Source organism: Rhodococcus sp. IEGM 1366 (genome assembly GCF_033142425.1).
GTDB classification, from domain to species: Bacteria; Actinomycetota; Actinomycetes; order Mycobacteriales; family Mycobacteriaceae; genus Rhodococcus_F; species Rhodococcus_F globerula.
In genome coordinates this window covers 71,572-91,682 of record NZ_JAWLRZ010000005.1, presented here as the reverse complement: position 1 = coordinate 91,682, position 20,111 = coordinate 71,572, and the positions used below count along the sequence as shown (strand labels likewise).

Annotated in this window: 13 protein-coding genes; 8 read left to right on the top strand and 5 right to left on the bottom strand. The window is 63.9% G+C overall.

Annotated elements, in window-relative coordinates; all coding sequences use genetic code 11:
• Positions 1-15 precede the first annotated feature (15 nt).
• The gene (locus tag R4P64_RS16120; RefSeq protein WP_317821707.1) at positions 16-714 is read right to left on the bottom strand and encodes an HAD family phosphatase; all 699 of its coding nucleotides are present in this window, start codon (positions 712-714) and stop codon (positions 16-18) included.
• Positions 707-4,276: a methionine synthase gene (metH, locus tag R4P64_RS16115; protein ID WP_045067836.1), complete on the bottom strand. Its 3,570-nt coding sequence runs from the start codon at positions 4,274-4,276 to the stop codon at positions 707-709. The genes R4P64_RS16120 and metH overlap by 8 nt, the downstream gene beginning before the upstream one ends.
• Before the next feature lie 51 nt (positions 4,277-4,327).
• Here metH and R4P64_RS16110 point away from each other — a divergent pair, with 51 nt between their 5' ends.
• From R4P64_RS16110 to R4P64_RS16080, 7 genes are all read left to right on the top strand, one after another.
• Positions 4,328-5,275, top strand: a complete 948-nt coding sequence (locus R4P64_RS16110) for a PAC2 family protein (RefSeq protein WP_033231939.1) — start codon at positions 4,328-4,330, stop codon at positions 5,273-5,275.
• Entirely contained in the window at positions 5,272-6,453 is a 1,182-nt protein-coding gene (locus R4P64_RS16105) for an MFS transporter (protein ID WP_411742682.1), read from the top strand. The genes R4P64_RS16110 and R4P64_RS16105 overlap by 4 nt, the downstream gene beginning before the upstream one ends.
• A gap of 147 nt (positions 6,454-6,600) precedes the next feature.
• The gene (locus R4P64_RS16100; protein ID WP_317821705.1) at positions 6,601-7,686 is read left to right on the top strand and encodes a helix-turn-helix domain-containing protein; all 1,086 of its coding nucleotides are present in this window, start codon (positions 6,601-6,603) and stop codon (positions 7,684-7,686) included.
• 33 nt (positions 7,687-7,719) lie between these two features.
• Positions 7,720-9,228, top strand: coding sequence for a TIGR02677 family protein (locus tag R4P64_RS16095; RefSeq protein ID WP_411742681.1), 1,509 nt, complete (start codon positions 7,720-7,722; stop codon positions 9,226-9,228).
• The gene (locus R4P64_RS16090) at positions 9,225-10,655 is read left to right on the top strand and encodes a DUF2398 family protein (RefSeq protein WP_317544126.1); all 1,431 of its coding nucleotides are present in this window, start codon (positions 9,225-9,227) and stop codon (positions 10,653-10,655) included. The genes R4P64_RS16095 and R4P64_RS16090 overlap by 4 nt, the downstream gene beginning before the upstream one ends.
• On the top strand, positions 10,652-14,827 hold the full coding sequence (locus tag R4P64_RS16085; RefSeq protein WP_317821701.1) for a TIGR02680 family protein: 4,176 nt from the start codon (positions 10,652-10,654) through the stop codon (positions 14,825-14,827). The genes R4P64_RS16090 and R4P64_RS16085 overlap by 4 nt, the downstream gene beginning before the upstream one ends.
• A gap of 104 nt (positions 14,828-14,931) precedes the next feature.
• Positions 14,932-15,336: a hypothetical protein gene (locus R4P64_RS16080; protein WP_095887865.1), complete on the top strand. Its 405-nt coding sequence runs from the start codon at positions 14,932-14,934 to the stop codon at positions 15,334-15,336.
• A gap of 57 nt (positions 15,337-15,393) precedes the next feature.
• Here the strand turns inward: R4P64_RS16080 and mshC are convergent, their stop codons facing one another.
• Positions 15,394-16,635, bottom strand: a complete 1,242-nt coding sequence (gene mshC / locus R4P64_RS16075; protein WP_045067841.1) for a cysteine--1-D-myo-inosityl 2-amino-2-deoxy-alpha-D-glucopyranoside ligase — start codon at positions 16,633-16,635, stop codon at positions 15,394-15,396.
• Between the two features lie 10 nt (positions 16,636-16,645).
• Positions 16,646-18,775: an MMPL family transporter gene (locus tag R4P64_RS16070; protein ID WP_317821698.1), complete on the bottom strand. Its 2,130-nt coding sequence runs from the start codon at positions 18,773-18,775 to the stop codon at positions 16,646-16,648.
• 87 nt (positions 18,776-18,862) lie between these two features.
• Between R4P64_RS16070 and R4P64_RS16065 the strand changes: the two genes are divergently transcribed.
• Positions 18,863-19,306 carry a MarR family winged helix-turn-helix transcriptional regulator gene (locus tag R4P64_RS16065; RefSeq protein ID WP_317544135.1) on the top strand — a complete coding sequence of 148 codons (444 nt, stop codon included), beginning with the start codon at positions 18,863-18,865 and terminating at the stop codon, positions 19,304-19,306.
• On the opposite strand, the gene R4P64_RS16060 is transcribed toward R4P64_RS16065, so the two are convergent.
• Complete coding sequence (locus tag R4P64_RS16060; RefSeq protein WP_233365588.1) at positions 19,303-20,109, bottom strand: SCO1664 family protein; 807 nt, start codon at positions 20,107-20,109, stop codon at positions 19,303-19,305. The two genes, R4P64_RS16065 and R4P64_RS16060, sit on opposite strands and share 4 nt — an antisense overlap.
• Positions 20,110-20,111: the final 2 nt, after the last annotated feature.

The window sequence follows — 20,111 nt, the reverse complement described above, 5'->3', positions numbered from 1 at the left end:
TTTTGCTACACCAGCCTATCGTGCCGCACGCGCATGAACGTCGTGGAGATCATGAATCGACAAGTCCGTCAACGACTCCCGGAAGATACGTCCCGGCCCCGCCGGAACATCGACTTCACAGGGAACAACAAGCACGCCGCAGCCCGCAGCGGTGGCCGCAGCCGTGCCTGTCGGCGAATCCTCGATCGCCAGACACTGTGACGGTTGCAAACCGAGAAGCGCAGCACCCCTCAGATACGGATCCGCGGCAGGCTTGCCGTTGGCTACCTCGTCGCCGCAGACGCTGTGGTCGAAGAACTCTCGTCCGAGCATCCCGAGTGCGCGATCGACCAGTACCCGCTCGGTATTGGTGACCAGAGCCGAGAGAAGTCCCCCGTCGCGAACAATCGCCAGTGCATCCTGCGCGCCGGGACGCCAGGTCACACCGTCCTCGAACAGATCGCCGACGCGGGCGTACATCCAGTCCTTGGCCTCGGCGACTGCCTCCGGGTGCTGCTCGAGCCCCAGCGAATCGAACACCGTTGCCAGGGCAAACGGGCTCGACGCGCCGATGACGGCAACGCGCGTCGCCTCCGTCATCGGCCCGCCCAGGCGCAGCGACAGCTCACGCAGCGCAACGTCCCACAACTTCTCCGAATCGAGCAAGGTGCCGTCCATGTCCCACAGGACACCACCAAGCGTCGTCTCGGATACCTCGGTCAACAACTCAGACATTGAAGTACTTGGCTTCCGGGTGGTGCAGGACAAATGCGTCGGTGGACTGTTCCGGATGCAACTGCAGTTCCTCCGAGAGGTGGACGCCGATGCGCTCCGGCTCGAGCAACGCGACCAACTTGGCGCGGTCCTCGAGATCCGGGCAGGCCCCGTATCCGAAGGAGTAACGCGCGCCGCGGTATTCGAGGTCGAAGTAGCCGGACACGTCGGTGGGATCCTGCTCGGCAACCGAATGGCCGCCAGGCAGAACCAGTTCTTCACGGACCCGGCGATGCCAGTACTCGGCAAGCGATTCCGTCAGCTGAACTCCAATGCCGTGAACTTCGAGGTAGTCACGGTACGAATTCGACGCGAACAGCTCGTTCGCGAAGTCCGCGATCGGCTGCCCCATCGTGACCAACTGGAACGGGAGAACGTCGACCTGGCCGGTCGCCTCGGCTTCCTTGCGTGAGCGCACGAAGTCCGCGATGCACAGGAAACGGTCCCGGTGCTGGCGCGGGTAGGTGAACCGGAATCGTTCCGGCGCATCTGGTTTCGGCTCGGTGAGCACGATGACATCATCACCCTCGGACACCGCCGGGAAGTAGCCGTAGACCACGGCGGCGTGCGCGAGAATGCCCTCGGCCGTCAACCGGTCCAGCCAGTACCGCAATCGCGGCTTGCCTTCGGTTTCGACCAACTCTTCGTACGTCGGACCGTCGCCCTTACGCTGACCACGAAGTCCCCACTGCCCCAGGAACAGTGCGCGCTCGTCGAGCAGACCGGCGTACTCGGACAGTGCCACGCCCTTGACGATGCGGCTGCCCCAGAACGGCGGGGTCGGGACAGGGATGTCGACTGCAACATCGGACCGTTCCGGCAGAACGACGGGAGCTGCTTCGGCCTTACGCTTTTCGGCGATCCGCTTGGAACGCTCATGACGAGCCTTCCGCTCGGCAACCTTCTCGCGCGCGGCGATCGCCTCAGGGCTGTCCGGCGCGGGTCCGCCGCCACGCTTTTCGGTCATGATCTGATCCATCAGATTCAGACCCTCGAAAGCGTCGCGTGCGTAACTCACGGTTCCGTCGTACACCTCTTGAAGGTCGTTCTCGACGTACGAACGCGTCAGCGCCGCACCGCCCAGCAACACCGGGAACTGTTCCGAGACACCGCGAGAGTTCAGTTCCTTGAGGTTGTCCTTCATGACCACTGTCGACTTCACGAGCAGTCCGGACATGCCGATGACATCGGCCTTGTGCTCGATCGCAGCATCGAGAATGGTCGCGATGGGCTGCTTGATGCCGAGGTTCACGACGTCGTAACCGTTGTTACTCAAGATGATGTCGACAAGGTTCTTGCCGATATCGTGGACGTCGCCCTTGACCGTCGCAATGACGAGGCGGCCCTTGCCGTCGTCGTCCGTCGCTTCCATGTGGGGCTCGAGGAACGCAACTGCCGCCTTCATGACCTCGGCGGACTGCAGAACGAACGGCAACTGCATCTGTCCGGAACCGAACAGTTCACCGACGGTCTTCATGCCCGAAAGCAGTGTCTCGTTGATGATTTCGATCGGGGACTTGACCGTCATCGCTTCGGTGAGATCGTCGTCGAGGCCGTTGCGCTCGCCGTCGACGATGCGACGCTCGAGGCGATCGAACAGTGGCAGACCGGCAAGTTCCTGAGCGCGTGACTCACGGGCCGACGCTGCCGAGACACCCTCGAACAGTTCCATCAACTTCTGCAGGGGGTCGTACCCTTCGCTGCGACGGTCGTAGACCAGGTCGAGTGCGGTTACACGCTGTTCTTCCGGAATCCGTGCCATCGGCAGGATCTTGGAGGCGTGCACGATCGCGGTGTCGAGGCCGGCCTCGGTGCATTCGTGCAGGAACACCGAGTTGAGCACCTGCCGAGCGGCGGGGTTCAAGCCGAAGGAAATATTGGAAATACCCAGTGTGAAGTGCAGTTCCGGGTACGCGGCCTTGAGCTGACGGATCGCTTCGATGGTCTCGATGCCGTCGCGGCGCACTTCTTCCTGACCGGTGGAGATCGGGAAGGTGAGAGCGTCGACGATGATGTCGGACTCTGCGAGACCCCAGTTGCCTGTGATGTCCTCGATCAGGCGCTTGGCGATCGCGACCTTGGTCTCGGCCGTGCGCGCCTGGCCCTCCTCGTCGATGGTCAACGCGACAACGGCAGCGCCGTGCTCCTTGACCAGCGTCATGATCTTGTGGAAACGAGACTCGGGACCGGCGCCGTCCTCGTAGTTGACGGAGTTGACGGCACAACGTCCACCGAGGTGCTCGAGTCCGGCCTGCAGAACCGCAGGTTCGGTGGAGTCGAGCATGATCGGCAGCGTCGACGCCGTTGCCAACCGGCTGGCGAGTGCGGACATGTCGGCAGCGCCGTCGCGGCCCACGTAGTCGACGTTGAGGTCGAGCATGTGCGCGCCGTCGCGAGTCTGATCCTTCGCGATGTCCAGGCACTTCTGGTAATCCTCGGACAGCATTGCTTCACGGAAAGCCTTGGAGCCGTTGGAGTTCGTGCGCTCGCCGATCATCAGGATGCTGGCGTCCTGTTCGAACGGAACAGCCGAGTACAACGACGACGTGCTGGCCTCGTGAATCGGGGTGCGCTGCGCCTTCTCCACGAGGCGAACCGCGTCGGCAACTGCCCTGATGTGGTCTGGGGTGGTTCCGCAGCAGCCACCCACCATGCCGAGACCGAATTCGGAGACGAATCCGCTGAGGGCTTCGGCCAATTCGTCTGCGGTCAGCGGGTACTCGGCACCATTGGGGCCGAGCTGCGGCAAGCCGGCGTTCGGCATGACGGAGACCGGCAGCGTCGAGTACTTGGACAGATGGCGAAGGTGCTCGCTCATCTCTGCCGGACCGGTTGCGCAGTTGAGTCCGATCATGTCGATGCCGAGCGGCTCGAGTGCCGTCAACGCGGCCCCGATCTCGCTGCCGAGAAGCATGGTTCCGGTGGTCTCGACCGTCACGTGCGTGATGATCGGAATCCGCAAGCCCAACTGCTCCATCGCCCGCTGGCTGCCGAGAATCGCAGCCTTGACCTGAAGGAGGTCCTGGCAGGTCTCGACGAGGATGGCGTCGGCGCCGCCTTCGATCATGCCGAGGGCGGATTCGGTGTACGCGTCCCGCAGGATCGCAAACGGGGCGTGGCCCAGGCTGGGCAGCTTGGTTCCCGGGCCCATCGAGCCGAGAACAAAGCGGGCCATACCGTCGCGGCCTGGCCCCATCTCGTCAGCTACCTCACGAGCGAGGGCAGTGCCCTTCTCGGAAAGCTCACGGATTCGATGCGAGATGTCGTAGTCGGCGAGGTTGGGCAGGTTGCACCCGAAAGTGTTGGTCTCGACAGCATCGGCACCGGCGGCAAAGTACGCGCGGTGGATGTCTTTGAGCACGTCGGGGCGGGTGTCGTTGAGGATCTCATTGCACCCCTCGAGTCCGAGGAAATCATCTAGTGTGAGGTCCGCGGCCTGCAACATGGTGCCCATCGCTCCGTCGCCGATGACAACGCGCTGATTCAACGCATCAAGCAGGGCAGAGTTAAATGGGGCAGACATGCCGTCCAGAGTAGTGGGCGCTCTCCGATGCTCTGGCCGTAGGCTGGGTGGGTGAGTCCAAGTGAGTTCCCCGTCACTCCCGACGGCCCGGTCGATTTCGATGATTCCGCGGCCTTCGAGAGCCCTGATCGCCCCCAAGGCGATATCCCCGTGCTCCGCGATCCCATTCTCGTGGCAGCCTTCGAAGGCTGGAACGACGCAGGTGACGCCGCCAGCGGCGCCGTCGAGCACCTCGAACTGATCTGGGATGCCCAACCGCTCGCGGAACTCGATTCGGAGGACTACTACGACTATCAGGTCAACCGCCCGACCGTACGGCAGGTCGACGGCGTCACCCGAGAAATCGTGTGGCCTGCCACACGTTTGTCCGTCTGCTCACCGCCTGGCAGCGAGAGCGACATCGTTCTGCTTCACGGTATCGAGCCGAACATGCGTTGGCGCAGCTTCTGCGAGGATCTCCTCGAGCTGATCGACCAACTGAACGTCAAGACGGTGGTCATCCTCGGAGCACTTCTCGCGGACACACCGCACACCCGTCCGGTACCGGTGACCGGAACCGCATACAGCAGCGAATCCGCAGCTCGATTCAACCTCGAGCAGACTCGCTACGAAGGCCCCACCGGTATCACCGGAGTTCTTCAGGACGAGTGCGTCCGGGCCGGCGTACCAGCTATCTCGTTCTGGGCAGCGGTGCCGCACTACGTGTCTCAGCCGCCCAACCCCAAAGCCACGGTGGCACTGCTGCAGCGCGTCGAAGACGTTCTCGACATCGAGGTTCCCCTGGGCGAACTCCCCTCTCAATCCGAAGACTGGGAGGAAGCGGTCAACGAAATGACTGCAGACGACGAGGAGATCGGCGAATACGTACGGACTTTGGAAGAGCGCGGCGACGCTGAGACAGACATCACAGAAGCAATCGCCAAGATCGACGGCGATGCGATCGCTGCCGAATTCGAGCGTTACCTGCGGCGGCGAGGCCCCGGTAGCTTCGGGCTGTGAGCAACACTTCTCCCGACGAAAACACGCACAACCCCAGACCGCTTCGCCTTCGCCTCCAGTTGATCGCGCTGTACGCCGGCGGGTTTCTCGGCCCGTTCGGCGGCGGCGTGGTGGCGTCCGTTCTCCCCGAGATCGGCGACGACCTGGGGGTCGGGGCGTCCGCGGCCGCGTCGTCGCTCACTGCGTACCTTCTACCTTTTGCGGCATTGATGTTGGTGTCGGGAACTCTCGGCTCCCGGTGGGGAAAAGTGCGGACCGTCCGCATCGCGTATGGCGTGTACGTGGCCGCGTCGTTGGCATGTTTCCTGGCTCCGACGCTGGACATCTTCCTTGCAGCTCGGGTCCTGCAAGGTAGCGCCAATGCCTTCACAACTCCCCTCTTGCTTGCATCATTGGCAGCAGCGACGCCACAGGCCCGCCTGGGCCGCGCACTGGGCGCCTTCGGTGCGTTTCAGGCCGCCGGTCAGTCGTCCGCTCCCCTGATCGGCGGCCTCGCGGCCGAATTCGATTGGCGCCTTGCATTTCTCGTAATCGCAGTTGTAGCTGGAGTTCTGGGCGCCGTCGGGTTACCCAAAACCACGGCGCCTCCGTCTGCCGCGCCCGCCAGACTCCGTGACGCACTGCGTCCGGAAGTGCTGCGGATCGGCGTTGCCGCCCTCCTCGGTTGGGGCGCACTCGGCGGTCTGAGCTTCCTCCTGGCATTCCGGTTCGAGGACGAGTTCGGTCTCTCGCCCACAGCCCGCGGTCTGATGCTGACGCTGTTCGGTTTGGCCGGCATTATCGCCGCCCGACGAGCGGGAATCCTGATCGACCGCATCGGCGCCCAGAAGGCAGTGACCATCGGCGCAATCAGCGGCGCTGTACTCGTTGCAGTCGTAGGACTCGCGTCCGCTATCCCGGCGATTGCGATCGCCTGGTTTATTGCCGGTGTGTCCAGCCAGTTCGTACTCGTCGGCGTCAACGCGGCGGTGCTCGGCTCGCAGGGTCCGAATCGCGGCGGCGCGGTATCCGTCGTCCAGGCAATGCGCTTCGGCGGCGCGGCACTCGCTCCCCTCGCTCTCACTCCGATCTACGACGCCTCGTCCATCGCAAGTTTCCTGATACCCGCCGCTCTACTTGCTGTTGTGGCTCCGCTGATCATGCCTCGGCAGAAACCGTCGAATACCGCGGAGGCTTAGCCCCCTCCGTCGATGATTTTCTGATCCTTTGGGTTGCTGAAGTGCGGCGACTTGGTGAATTGAGGTCGTTGGTTCGGATAGAACTGACGACAAATATTCGGAAAATTTGGTGTTTCCGTCAGCGACAGATATTGATACAATGGAACAATGAGCGAATCCGAGTCGGAACCCGAGCGCCCCATCGACATTTTTCGGCGATCCGTCGCGATCATCGAAGAAAATCTGCCCGCCACCTGGTCACTGTCGACGCAACGCTCCCCCGATCTGTCCGAAGCACCCATTCGCCTCGACCTGCGCTCCCCTGACGGGTCGGTCGCGAAGTTCGGCGTCTACGCCGCACATGGAGTTCTCAGCAGCGACGTTCCCGGTATCGCCGACCGCTTCCCCACCGGGCAAACCGGATTCGTCTGCGCCAAATATCTGTCCGAACCGGTGCGCCGCCAACTCGACGCCCATGCACTCTCCTACGCCGATGCGACGGGCAACGTCTCTCTCACCGCCGATCGCCCTGCCGTCTGGGTGCGAGGCAGGGGCGCCGACGCCGATCCGTGGCGCGGCCCCGGCCGGCCGTCGGGCCAGCTGGCCGGCGATCCGTCGGCGCGGGTCGTGCGGGCGCTCGCAGATTTTGCTTCGCCCCTGGCGATCACCGCTCTGGTCCGTTTGGCCGGGGCATCAACGGGCGCAACGTATCGAGTGGTGCAAACCCTCGCCGATCGGGAATTGGTGACCAGACTCCCCCGGGGCGGCATCGCCGACGCCAACTGGCAGAAGATGCTCCGGGAGTGGGCACAGGAATCCATCGCCAAAGCACCCACACCGCACGGCTTTCACGCTCCAGACGGACTTGAAGCGCTCTTCGATCAGCTCCGCCAACTCAGCGGACACATCTATGCGGCAACGGCATCCGTCGCTGCCGCGCCGTTCGCCCGGTATGCGCCCACTCAGCGGGCTCATTTCCACGCCGACAACGTCGACCAATTTGCCGACGCGTTGGGCCTGCGGCGCGTCGAGACCGGTGCCGATGTGTGGGTCACCGCTCCCCTGTCGCCGTCGGTGTTCGACCGAATTCTCACCCGCGACGGCATCCGGATCGTGTCTCCGAGTCAGGCCTACGCCGATCTTCTCGTCGGTCCGGATGCCGACGAAGCAGCGGCCGATCACCTGATGGGCTGGATGATCGAGAACGAATCGCAGTGGCGACGCGCCGCCTCCCCAGCCAAGGATCGACCGTAGGGAAATTCGGACGACACTCTCGCCTACGCTGTCATGGTGAATGAAACGCATATCGCGGGCGTAGCGACGGCGTACGCGGATACCCATCGACTGAAATTGTTTTCGTTCACGGTCGCCGAGAAGCGCGCCGAGTACCTATGGGTACTTCGCGCATTCGACCACGCCCGCGCCAATTACACAGTCCTGCTCCATGCGGGGACGGTCGCTCAGATCCTCGAGAAGATCGGTGGCTCGGATCCCGCCGCTCAGCTGTCGTCGACCGAGATTGCGCCGCTGCTGGACCAGTTGCACGTGTGGGAGATTCTCGAACGCAGCTACGACGGCACACGCGCCGCGTCGTTGGCCGAGTATCGGAACCGCCATTTTGTGTACCAGTTCGGCCAGGCCGGGTATCAGGTGTACCGGTCCGTCGAGGACGTACTTGCCGCCAGGCTCGACAATTCGTCCCTCTCACGACTGGCGCTGGCGGACCTTCTGGCCGACATGTCGGAACTGGCCGAAGCCAATCGAACGGCAGACGGCGACCTCATCTTCCGCAAACTCAAACGCCTCGACTCGACACTGTCCGACATGGCCGATCGTGCCGCGCACTTCTATCTCACGCTCGGCGATCTGGTTCGGACGACGGAAGTGACGCCGCAGGCATTCCTGAACCACAAGGACGCCCTGCTGACGCACATGCGCGAATTCAGCTCCGACCTCGCGCGGTACGCCCCGAAACTCAAGGAAGCCATCGAGCACGTCGAATCGACGGGTGTCGACCGGATGATCCGGCTCGCCGCCGCCAGCGACGAGCGAGTGTTCGTTCCGATCGCCGAACGCGAAGACGACTGGATGGCCCGCTGGCGCGGCTTGACCGCGTGGTTCGTCTCCGCCGAGACCGGAATCAGTGAGTCCGAGCGACTGCGCGAAGGAACGATGAGCGCGATTGCCGCAGTGCTCGCGCTGTTGCGCCGCGTCACCGAAACCCGACGGGGCGGTGTCAGCCGCGAAAGCCAGCTGCGCCATCTCGCCGGGTGGTTTGCCGCCACACCGTCCGAGGACGCGGCTCATGCACTGTTCCAGGCCGTGTTCGACCTCGGTCGCCCGCGCCACCTGTCGATGGTTCACCCAGACGCCGACATTATTTCCCACCACCGATCCTGGTGGGAGGCACCGCCCGTCGAGATCGCCCGCACCCTGGCGGAAACAGGGCGCCCACCGTCGCCCGGCTTGCCCAGCAAGGTCGCCCGCAACGACGGAAGTATCCGACGGCTGCGCGAAGAACAGCTCGCGGCGCAGCGAACCCGTAGTGCCGCAGCACAATCCCTGGCCGCCAACGGTGTGTATCAACGTGAGCTCAACGAGCAGGAGACCGAAGTTTTGCTGAGTTTGCTCAATGCCGCACTCACGGCCCGCGTGCCGGTCGTCGGCCGCGTCAAGAGTTCCACCGGTAGCGAGAACGGGGTGAAATTGACGCTGAGCCCGTCGGACGGTTCCACCACCATCACCACCGCGCGCGGCCGGATGCACCTCGACGGCATCGAGGTCAGCGTTCGATGAGAGCTCGCGAGATCACTCCCCTTGCGCTCGATTCGTATCAACGCGCGGCAAGGGTCATCCTGTCGAATCACCTGGTCACCACGTCGTATCCGGATCGGGCGGCGTTGCCACTGCTACGCCGGTGGGCCACCGAACTGCGAGATGACCTCCTCGACCTCTTCGGTTACCGCCTCGAGGTCACCGAGACAACGGCTCGGTTGTTCACGGTCTCCGATCGCCTCAACCCGTCGGCACCCGCCCAGACGGCAACCGAGCGCACGTTCGACCGCACCCGCTATTCGTACCTGGCCCTGTGCCTCGCCGCCTTGGGCCGCGCCGGCAACCAGATCACGTTGTCGGAGTTGGCAGATCACGTGGCCGCCGACGCCGCACAGGTGGACGGCGTCGAACTGTCCACCGATCGCGGCGCCGATCGCGACGCGTTTGTCGACGCCGTCGGCTGGCTCGGTGTGCGCGGCGCCATCGCACTCGCCGACGGTGACGCCAACGGCTGGGCATCCAATCCCGAAGCGGGAGAAGCGCTCTACGACATCGACCGATCCGTCGTCGTGGCACTGTTCCGCCCACCGCGCGCGCTGCAGCACCTGCATTCCATTCGCGGACTCCTCGCTGCCGAAACATCCCAGGCGGCTGAGGAAGACGGGGTTCCCGTGGACGCCAAGGCAATCGGGCGGCGAGTGCGTCGGGCTCTCGTCGAACGCCCAGTGGTGTTGGCCGGTGAACTCGATCAGCATGAACTGATCGCGTTGGCCCAACCCAAGACCGCGTCCGACGTCGAAATGTTGACCGGACTCGTTGCCGAGCGCCGAGCCGAGGGAATCGCGATGATCGACCCCACCGGGCGCCTGTCTGACGTGCGTTTTCCCAGCACCGGCACGATCGCCCAGGTCGCACTGCTGCTGGCCGGCGAAATCGCCGACCGGATACTCGACGTCGACGCGCCGGAACTGCCGAAACTCCCGCTTCCTCCCGAGTCCGACGACCACCTCATCGAGCAACTCGATGCAGCGATCCCCGAGGCCGGAATCTTCGAGGATCTTGCCGACGAGGATGCCGAGCCCGTCGAACCTACTTCGGAGCCTGCCGATCCCGAGGAACCGGCGACATATCCCCTGATCGACGACACGTGGCTGGCGGACAAGATCACCGAATTGGTGGATCAGTTCGGCCGAACGTTTGCGGCCCAGTGGCAGGCAGACCACAACGGACTGCGTAAACAGTCACTCGGACTGCTGCAGCGACTGCGCCTGACACACGCGGTACCCGGCGGAGTGCTCGTTCTGCCCGTACTCGCGCGCTACCGCGACGTTGTGGTCAATGTCCGCGAACGCGATCCCCTCATCGACTTTGCGGTCGACAACTCCGCACCCGAGCCCAGTTCCGAATTTTCCGGCAGCACAGAAGAACCAGAGGTAGAAAACGCATGAACAGCGCCCGTTTCCGACCTACCCGGGCCGGCATCATCAACCTCTGGGACTACCGCGACCAGGAATTCTCTTTCGCCGACGGCCGCCTGGTCCTGCGCGGACCCAACGGATCCGGCAAGACCAAGGCACTCGAGGTGCTGTTCCCGTTTGTCTTCGACGGCCGCATCGAACCGCGTCGCCTCAATCCGTTTGCCGGCGAAGAACGCACCATGAAGTCGAACCTGCTCTATCGCGGGCAGGACACCGCACACTCCTATGTGTGGATGGAGTTCTGCCGCGGCTCACTCGACGACCCCGAAGCCGTCACCGTCGGCATCGGCATGCGTGCGAGCCGAACCAACGACAAGGTCACACGCTGGTACTTCGTCGCCGACGGCCGAGTGGGTGTCGACTTCTCGCTGATCGGCGCCGACGATCGCCCGCTGACAAAGAAGCAGTTGGCCGAGCAACTGGGCAGTGACGCGATCACGGACCGTCCCCTCGACTACCGCACCGCCATCGACGCGCGCATGTTCGGCCTCGGCGTGCAGCGTTACGACCAGCTGATCAACCTGATCCTGACGCTACGCCGTCCGCAGCTAGCGAAGAACCTTGACCCGAAGGGTCTTTCGCAGGCGCTCACCGACGGACTGCGCCCCCTCGACGATCAATTGGTGCTCGAAGCTGCCCGCTCGTTCAGCGACATGGAAGAAGTGGGCCGCGCGCTCGAGGGGCTGGCCGCTGCCGACGGCGCGGCCCAGACTTTCATCGGCGTCTACACCAAGTATCTGCGCCAGCAGTCGCGGGGCGAGATCGAACAGGTCGGGGCCCGCCTGGCCGCGGTCACCAAAGGTGTTGCCGCCATGGACGAATCGGCTGTTGCCCAGCTGCGGAGCCGAGAAGCGCGCACAGCAGCCGAAGAACGGTTCAATGCCGCCGAACAGGCACTCGATCACGCCCGCGCCAATGTCGAAGCGCTGCAACGCTCGAGCGCGTACGAAGGCAAGCAGCAGCTCGACGACCTCGCGCAGGCCGTCGCAACGCTGAAACTGTCCACCGAGCAGCAGGCCGACAAGTCCCGCAAGGCGCAGGCAACATTGGCGCAGCGCGGCGACGAAGCCGAAAAGGCCACCGCGTCGGTACGCCGCGGTGCCGAAGCACTCTCGCGGGCCGAGGACGAACTGCGCGTCGCCGCCGAAGACGCCGGTATCGTCTGGACACCGCTGCCGGACGGTTCCCGCAGCGATCAGATCACCGCCGCCGTGCGTGGCCACGCCGAAGAGCGCGACGGAGACGTTCGTGTTGTGCGCGCCGCCCTCGCCACCGTGGAGAAAGCCACCACCGAGCGGACCCGCGCCGAGAATTCGTCGCGTCGTGGCCAAGAACTGCTGGAATCAGCCAAAGCTGCGGTCCTCGAGGGCGAAGCCGCCGTCGAATTGGCTCGCGGTGAATGTGCGACCGGCCTTCGCTCGTGGTGGACCGGGCATTCGGAGCGCTACGCCGCTGCCGGCGCCGATACCTCACTGTTCGAGGCACTGGACGGTGCACTGTCGGTAGTCGGTGACGAAGACGCTCCGACGCTGGCTGCCGTACTCGCCGAACACACCGAGGCCGGAATCGAAGCCTTGCGGGAGCGTCGACGCAGTGCGGAAGCGGAAATCTCAGCCGCCCGCGCCTCCGTCACCGCACTGAAAGCCGAACGCAAGGCAGTCTCGGCCGAGCACGACGATGCTCCGCCCGCATTCCACGCCCGCACCGACAGCCGCAAGGACCTGCCAGGTGCGCCCTTCTGGAGCCTTGTTCGGTTCGCCGAGTCTGTCGAACCCGACGTGGCCACGGGAATCGAATCCGCACTACAAGCGGCAAACATGTTGGACGGCTGGGTAGCGCCCGGCGAGCAGCTGCCTGAATTCGTCAGCGAGCAATTCCTCACAGCACTCCCGACAAAGCAGCGGCCCAAGGGACGCACCCTCGCCGATGTTCTCGAGGTCGAGGGCAACTCCGACGTCCCCGACGCACAGGTCAGGGGAATTCTCGCCTCGATCAGCCTGGTCGAGAACGCGGACACCACCACCGCCGCAGTTGCTATCGGCGTCGACGGCCGATTCTGGCAGGGTGTTGTCCACGGACGGCACGTTAAGACCGACGCCGAGTACATCGGCACGACGGCCCGCGCGCGTCGTCGCGCTGCCCGGATCGCCGAAATCGACGTTGCCCTCGACGAACTTGCCACGGCAATCGACACCGGCACAGCACTCGTGGCGCAGACCAACGAGCAGTTGGCTCAACTTGCCGCGGCCGCAAAAGAACTCCCCAAGACCGGCTCGATTCTGCGCGCGCTCAAAGCTGTCGCCGAATCGGCGGGCGCTCTGCGCACACGGTCCGAAGCAACAGACAGCGCGCAGCGTGAACTCGACGCGGCGATAGCGGATCTCGCGGCCAAGGAAAAGCAGTTGCGCGCGACGGCGTCGACGCATCGCACCCCGCACGCCGGCCGGGAACTCGACTCGTTGGCGGCGGCGATCCGTCATTTCGAGAAGCAAGGCGACGTCGCCCTGCGATGCCGACGCGAGTACGCCAAAGAGGTGGAACTCGAACGCGAATCGATCGATCGCCTCGACGAGTCACGCACCAACGCCGAGGAATTTGCCGAAGAAGCGGCCATCGCGGAGGAGAGCCTGCTCCAGCAGGTCCAACGCCTGGAAACCCTGCGCGACACCCTCGGCGCGAGTGCCGAGCAAATCGATCTCGACCTCGCCAAGGCGCGCGCCAAGATCGAGGAATGCAAAGTCGACCAACGCGCCGCCCGTAAGGCCTACGACGCGGCCGTACTCCACATCGGCACCGCCGAAGGCGCCTACAACACCGCCGTCGAGACCTTGCGGCACACCCTCACCGAAACGCGTAGCGACGCAGAGCAACTCGCGCCGTACGCGCGACCCGATCTGCTCGAGCTGCTCGGCATCACCGAACCGCTGAGTTGGCCTGCCAGTTCCGCGGCGTGGATGAGCCCCGATCAACTCGTCTACCGGATCCAGAACGAGGACCGCACCGACGACGCCCCGCACCCGCCGGTACTGCCCGAAGACGTGGACAAGCTGTACCGGGCACTCGACGCGGCAACCTCGACGGTTCGCGTCACCGACGGTGCGCGCAAGGCAACCCGCACGGCCCTGACGTCCGCGCTGCAGGAATTCGACGCCCAACTCGCTGCCGCCGGCCAGGATTACCGCCTGCAGTGGGACGCACCGGACGGGCTCACCGTCGTCCGCGTGCAGGACGAACAGGGACATTCCTCGATCGGCGAGTTCGCAACCCGCATCCACGAAGCTCGCGGAGATCAGGAGCAGCTGCTCACCGAATCCGAGCGTCGCATTCTCGAAGACGCACTGCTCACCGGACTGGCCCAACAGATCCACGAGCGTACCGTCGACGCCCGCGAACTCATCGCTCAGATGGGCACCGAGATGCGTGAGCGGCACATGTCGTCCGGCAACACCATCGGCGTCCACTGGGTTCTGGCCGACAACCTCGACGACAGCTCCCGCGCCATCTCCAAACTGCTCGATCGAGACGCGTCGGCGCTGGGCGTGGACGAGTTGGCGACACTGCGCGCACATTTTGCGACGCAGATTCGCACTGCCCGGGCGGCACATCCCGAGCGGTCGTACCCGGAAATCCTGTCGTCGGCACTCGACTACCGGCAGTGGCGGTTCTTCTCCTTCACCCTCATCAGCGGCGAAGGCAAGGAAGATCGACTCACCGTCGCTCGGCACAGCGCGCTGTCCGGCGGCGAGCAGTCGGTGTCGCTGCATCTGCCACTCTTCGCGGCAGCGCACGTCATGCTCGATTCGGCCGATCCGCATGCGCCGCGGCTACTTGCACTCGACGAGGCATTTGCCGGCGTCGACGACAACGGTCGAAGCGAGTTGTTGGGATTGAGCGTCCAGTTCGATCTCGACCTCTTCATGACGGGATACGACCTCTGGATCACGTATGCCGACGTCCCCGGGTGCGCACACTACGACCTGGCTCACTCGACGGCCGAGCAAGCCGTCAGCGCCGCGCTACTGGTGTGGTCGAACGGTGAACTGCTCGCCGAACACGACGGTACGGACTTGGCCAGAGCGCTCGGATCTCCGCTGCGCCGTAGGGTACCCACCCCGGCCGAGGGTGCGCTCGACTACGCCTAGCACTGTGCGCCTCGAGGTCGATGGAATGGGAAGCGCCCGGGTTGGGTACCACCGCACCACCCGCGCTTTTCATCCATGGGCCGAAACTTGCGAGCGGAGACGACATGAAGAAAGCCATCGCGACAATCATGATCGCGGGCGCAGCTTCGATGATGTGCGCCTGCGGAAACGACGACGGTGACCAGAACCAGGGCAGCGGTCACGCCACCGGTCAAGAAACCATGCGAATGCCCGCCGGAACGTCGACGGGCGAGATGAGCGCTGTCGATCAGGGAAAACTCACTGCATTTGTTGTGGCATTTCGCACCCGCTACCCGGATCTTTCACAGGATCGAGACGATGCTGACATCAAAGAGATCGTGCTCGATACGTGCGACGACATCGCCGAGGGTGCCTCGGAGCAACAAGTCAGCGACGAAATCCGCGATCAGGCCGAACACAACGGCGTAGTCCCGACCCAAGCCCAGGTCGACGAGATCTACGACATGGTGACGCCGGCGTGCCCGTGAAAGCACTGTGCGCCTTTGTCAACCGCCCGCGGTTGACAAAGGCGCACAGCTAATACATCAGCGCAGCGAAATCCCCAACAGCGCGTCGACGGCATCGGCGAACTCGCCCGGTGCCTGTGCGTCGGATCCGCCACCTTCGAGTGCACGACGCGCCCAACCGTCGAGGGCGTCAAGAGCCTTCGGGGTGTCGAGGTCGTCGGCGAGATGCTGACGCAACCGTGCAACTGTGTCAGTGACGGACGCAGCCGAACTCAGGGCAGCGGCAGCACGCCACACCTTCAGACGATCCTGCGCGTCCTCGAGGACCTGTTCGGTCCACGCTCGGTCCTGACGGTAATGGCCCGAGAGCAGTCCGAGACGGATCGCTGCGGGGTCGACCCCTTCGCCACGAAGTTTCGAAACGAACACGAGATTGCCGCGACTCTTCGACATCTTCTCGCCGTCCAGACCGATCATGCCGGTGTGAACGTAGTGACGCGCGAAACGACGGTCACCCGTGGCACATTCGGCGTGCGCTGCCGAGAACTCGTGGTGCGGGAAGATGAGGTCGCTGCCGCCGCCCTGGAGGTCGAAACCGGAGCCGATGCGGTTGAGTGCAATGGCCGCGCACTCGATGTGCCACCCGGGGCGGCCCGGTCCGAACGGTGACGGCCAGGACGGCTCACCCGGGCGGACAGCCCGCCACACCAGTGCGTCGAGCGGATTGCGCTTGCCGGCGCGATCCGGATCGCCGCCGCGCTCGGCGAAGAACTTCTCCATGGTCTCGCGGTCGTAGCCGGACTCGTAACCGAACTGTTCGGTGGCGTCGGCCCGGAAGTAGACGTCGGGGAACTCGGCGTCGTCGACGATGTAGGCCGCGCCGGATGCGACGAACTTCTCGACGAGTTCGACAACTTCGTTGATCGATTCGACAGCGCCGATGTAGTCCTTGGGAGGAAGCACGCGCAGCGCCTCCATGTCTTCCCGGAAGAGCGCCGTCTCGCGCATTCCGAGAACAACCCAGTCTTCACCGTCGCGGTTGGCGCGTTCGAAGAGCGGGTCGTCCACGTCGGTCACGTTCTGGACGTAGTGAACGTCGTGTCCGGCGTCGCGCCAGATACGGTTCACGAGGTCGAAGGTGAGGTACGTGGCGGCGTGCCCGAGGTGGGTCGCGTCGTACGGTGTGATGCCACAGACGTACATCGTGGCGGTCTTCCCGGGGGTGACTGGACGAACCTGACGGTCGGCTGTGTCGTACAGCCGCAACGGCGGCCCCTGACCGGGTACGGACGGGAGTGCGGTATCGGACCAAGACTGCATACTGGCGAGCCTAGTGGAGACTGGTCGAGGGCTCGGAAGGTGCTGGCTGATCCGGTGTCGGTTCCGGCGTGGACGCCAGCTTGCTCGGCCACCAGATCTTCTGCCCGATGTCGTACGTCAACGCCGGGACCAGCAGTGATCGGACAATCAACGCGTCGAGCAGCACACCGAACGCAACGATGAAGGCAATCTGCGCGAGGAACAACAGCGGAATCACAGCCAACGCCGAGAAGGTTGCTGCCAGAACAACTCCGGCTGAGGTGATGACGCCGCCGGTGACGGTCAGTCCCCGGAGCGCGCCTGCCCGTGTACCGATCTTCTGTGCCTCCTCCCGAACCCGGGTCATCAGGAAGATGTTGTAATCGATCCCGAGTGCGACGAGGAACACGAACGCGAACAACGGCACCACCGGATCTGCGCCGGGGAATCCGAAGACATGCTCGAATACGAGCGACGAAATACCCAGTGTCGCAGCAAAAGAGAGCACTACGGTGCCCATGAGCAGCAGCGGCGCAAGGAGTGATCGAAGCAACAGCGCGAGGATCGCGAAGACCACGAGCACTACCACCGGGATGATCAGCGTGCGGTCGCGCGTCGACGTGGTCTTTGTGTCGAGATCCGTTGCGGTGACACCACCGACCAAGGCGTTGGCACCCTCGACGGAGTGGACTGAATCACGTAGTCGCACAATCGTGTTTTCGGCCTCGATCGAATCAGAGGCATCGGTCAGCGTCGCCTCGAGCGAGACACGGCCGTCGACGACAAGCGGTGCTCCCCCGTTCTGAACAACAGTGACGTCACTGACGCCGTCGACTCGGCTTGCCGCGACAACGGCATCCATCTGGTCTGCATCAGCGATCACAATCGCCGGGGAACCTGATCCGGCGTCGAAATGCTCGCCGAGAATCTCCTGACCCGCAACCGAGTCGACCTCGAGCAGAAAGACGTCAGACGACGCCACTCCGCTGGCCTTGAACTGCGGCATCATCAGCGCGAAGATCACCAGCACCAGCGTCGACGCCACCCAGAAACGACGCGGATGCCGCCCGATGCGAGCGGCAAGTCCGGCCCAGAAACGGTGATCGTCTGCCTCGTCGTGGTGGGCGACGTCGGCGTCGAATTTCGGCTTGGTCGGCCAGTACGCGGTACGGCCGAACAATACGAGAATGGCAGGCAGGAACGTCATCGATGCGAGGAACGATGCGGCGATACCGATGGCCGCGACGGGTCCCAATCCGCGGTTCGAGTTCAGATCCGACAACAGCAGGCACAGAACGCCCGCGATCACGGTACCGGCGGACGCTGCGACGGGTTCCAGCGTGGCACGCCACGCCACCCGCATCGCCGAGTATTTGTCCTGCTCGATGCGCAGTTCCTCGCGATAGCGTGAGACCAGAAGCAGCGCATAGTCTGTCGCGGCGCCAAACACCAAGATGAACAAAATGCCCTGGCTCTGACCGTTCAACGCGATGACGTCGGCGTCGGCCAGCGCGTACACCAACAGACTCGACAAGCCGAGCGCAAAGACCGCCGAGAAAATAACCACGAACGGCAGGATGGGACTGCGATACACCACGATCAAGATCAGAATCACCACTGATCCGGCCACCAGCAACAAGAGACCGTCGATGCCCGCAAAAGCGGCGGACAAGTCGGCGACCTGACCGGCCGGACCGGTCACCAGGACAGTCAGTCCCTCCGGCGCGGATTCGAACGCGGCACGCAGTTCCTTCACCGAGGTCTTGACCTCGACTGTGCTGTCGATCGGGAGGAACAGCTGCAACGCCTGACCGTCCGCCGACGGAATCGCGGGCGAGCTCGCGTCACCGAATCCTTCGGTTCCGACAAACTCTGCGACCGTGTCCGTCAGGAAGGCACTGTCGCCACCCTGCAACCCACCCGAACGTTCTGCGACGATGATCGCCGGAACAAATCGTGTGTCGATGAAACCTTCCTGGAGCTTGCCGACCTCGGTCGCTTCCGCCGATGCGGGCAGGAAGGACGTGTTGTCGTTCTGCTGCACTGTGCTCAGTTTTCCGGCAAACGGTCCACCGAAGCCGCCGATAGCCAACCAGCCGATTACCAGCAGAGCTGGCACAATCCATCTCAGGCGACGACGCGTACTCGTGGGTGTGCTCACGGTTTCTCCAGAGTTCGGTTTGGCTGATGCGTGATGGTCCCTTATTTTGTTCAGCAAGCTGAACAATTGCAAACGGAAGGCAGGAGCGTGACCGAGGATGGGCTCGAAAACTGGCCGACAGGCCGCTTGCTGTCGACTGCGGCGCGCCTCGTCGAACACTCGTGGGAGCAGGTCCTACGCAGCCAGGACATGACGCACGCCGGACTTATCGTCTTACATTCCATCGCCATGTCCCCCGCGTCGCAGCGAGACATCGCCAAGAAGGCTCGGGTAACCGACCAGACCATGAGTCGGACCGTCGATCGCCTCGAGCGTGCCGGCTACGTCACCCGCGATACCGATCCGCGCGACGAACGACGACGCCTCATAGCCATCACGGCATCCGGGCAAGCGACCTATGAACGCCTACTCGAACTCGAAAAGGACGAAGCCGCTCTGGCCTTCGGCACCGGAGATGTGTCGGCATTGCGCGAACAGCTACTACGGCTGGTTCGGTCCCCGGAACTCAATCCCAAGTACAACGAAAACTAGAAAGCCGGCCACGGGATCGTTCGATGCCCGTTCGGCACAGGCATGACTGCTGACAACGTCAGCTCACGCGCCCGCTGCGCCAGCGCCGCAATTTCGTCGTCGGTAACCAGTTCCGACAGTTCATCACCGAAACTGCCGTCGACAGTTGACGCAAATTCCGCGACATCCGCGATCAAGGGCCCCGGAACTTGTTGGCCTGCCCATCCCCACAGGACAGTGCGTAGTTTGTTGTCCGTGTGCATGCAGATTCCGTGATCCACGCCGTAGACGGAGCCGTCGATCCCTTCGAGTGCATGACCACCTTTGCGATCCGCGTTGTTGATGAGGACATCGAGCACTGCCATCCGCTGAAGCCGGGGATCATCGGCGTGAATGAGCGAAACCGGTTCCCCCGCAGAATCGAACGCCTGAAGAACCTCGAACCATCCTGACGGGACATTGTCCGGGCTGCAGAGGTCGACGATGTCCGGCATGCCGAGCATGTCAGCGTGGCGGTCGACGGTGTCGATCCATTTCTGCACCATTCCTGGCCCAAAAGGTCCATCGCGCAACACTGTTCGCGGGATGACACCCCACCCCAGCGCCTCGGACACCCGGTACGACGCCACTTCGCGCCCCGCCAAGGTGCCGTCCGGGAAGTCCCACAACGGGCGCTCGCCGCGCACCGGCTTGTAGACGACCCGCATCGACTCGTCACCGAGAACAGCGTCGCAGACCAAAGTTGCGTTGCTGGCAGTGGTGATCTGACCGATCACCGTCAGCTCACCTTCGAGCTGGACATCAGGGCCAGGCGAGCTCGACACCG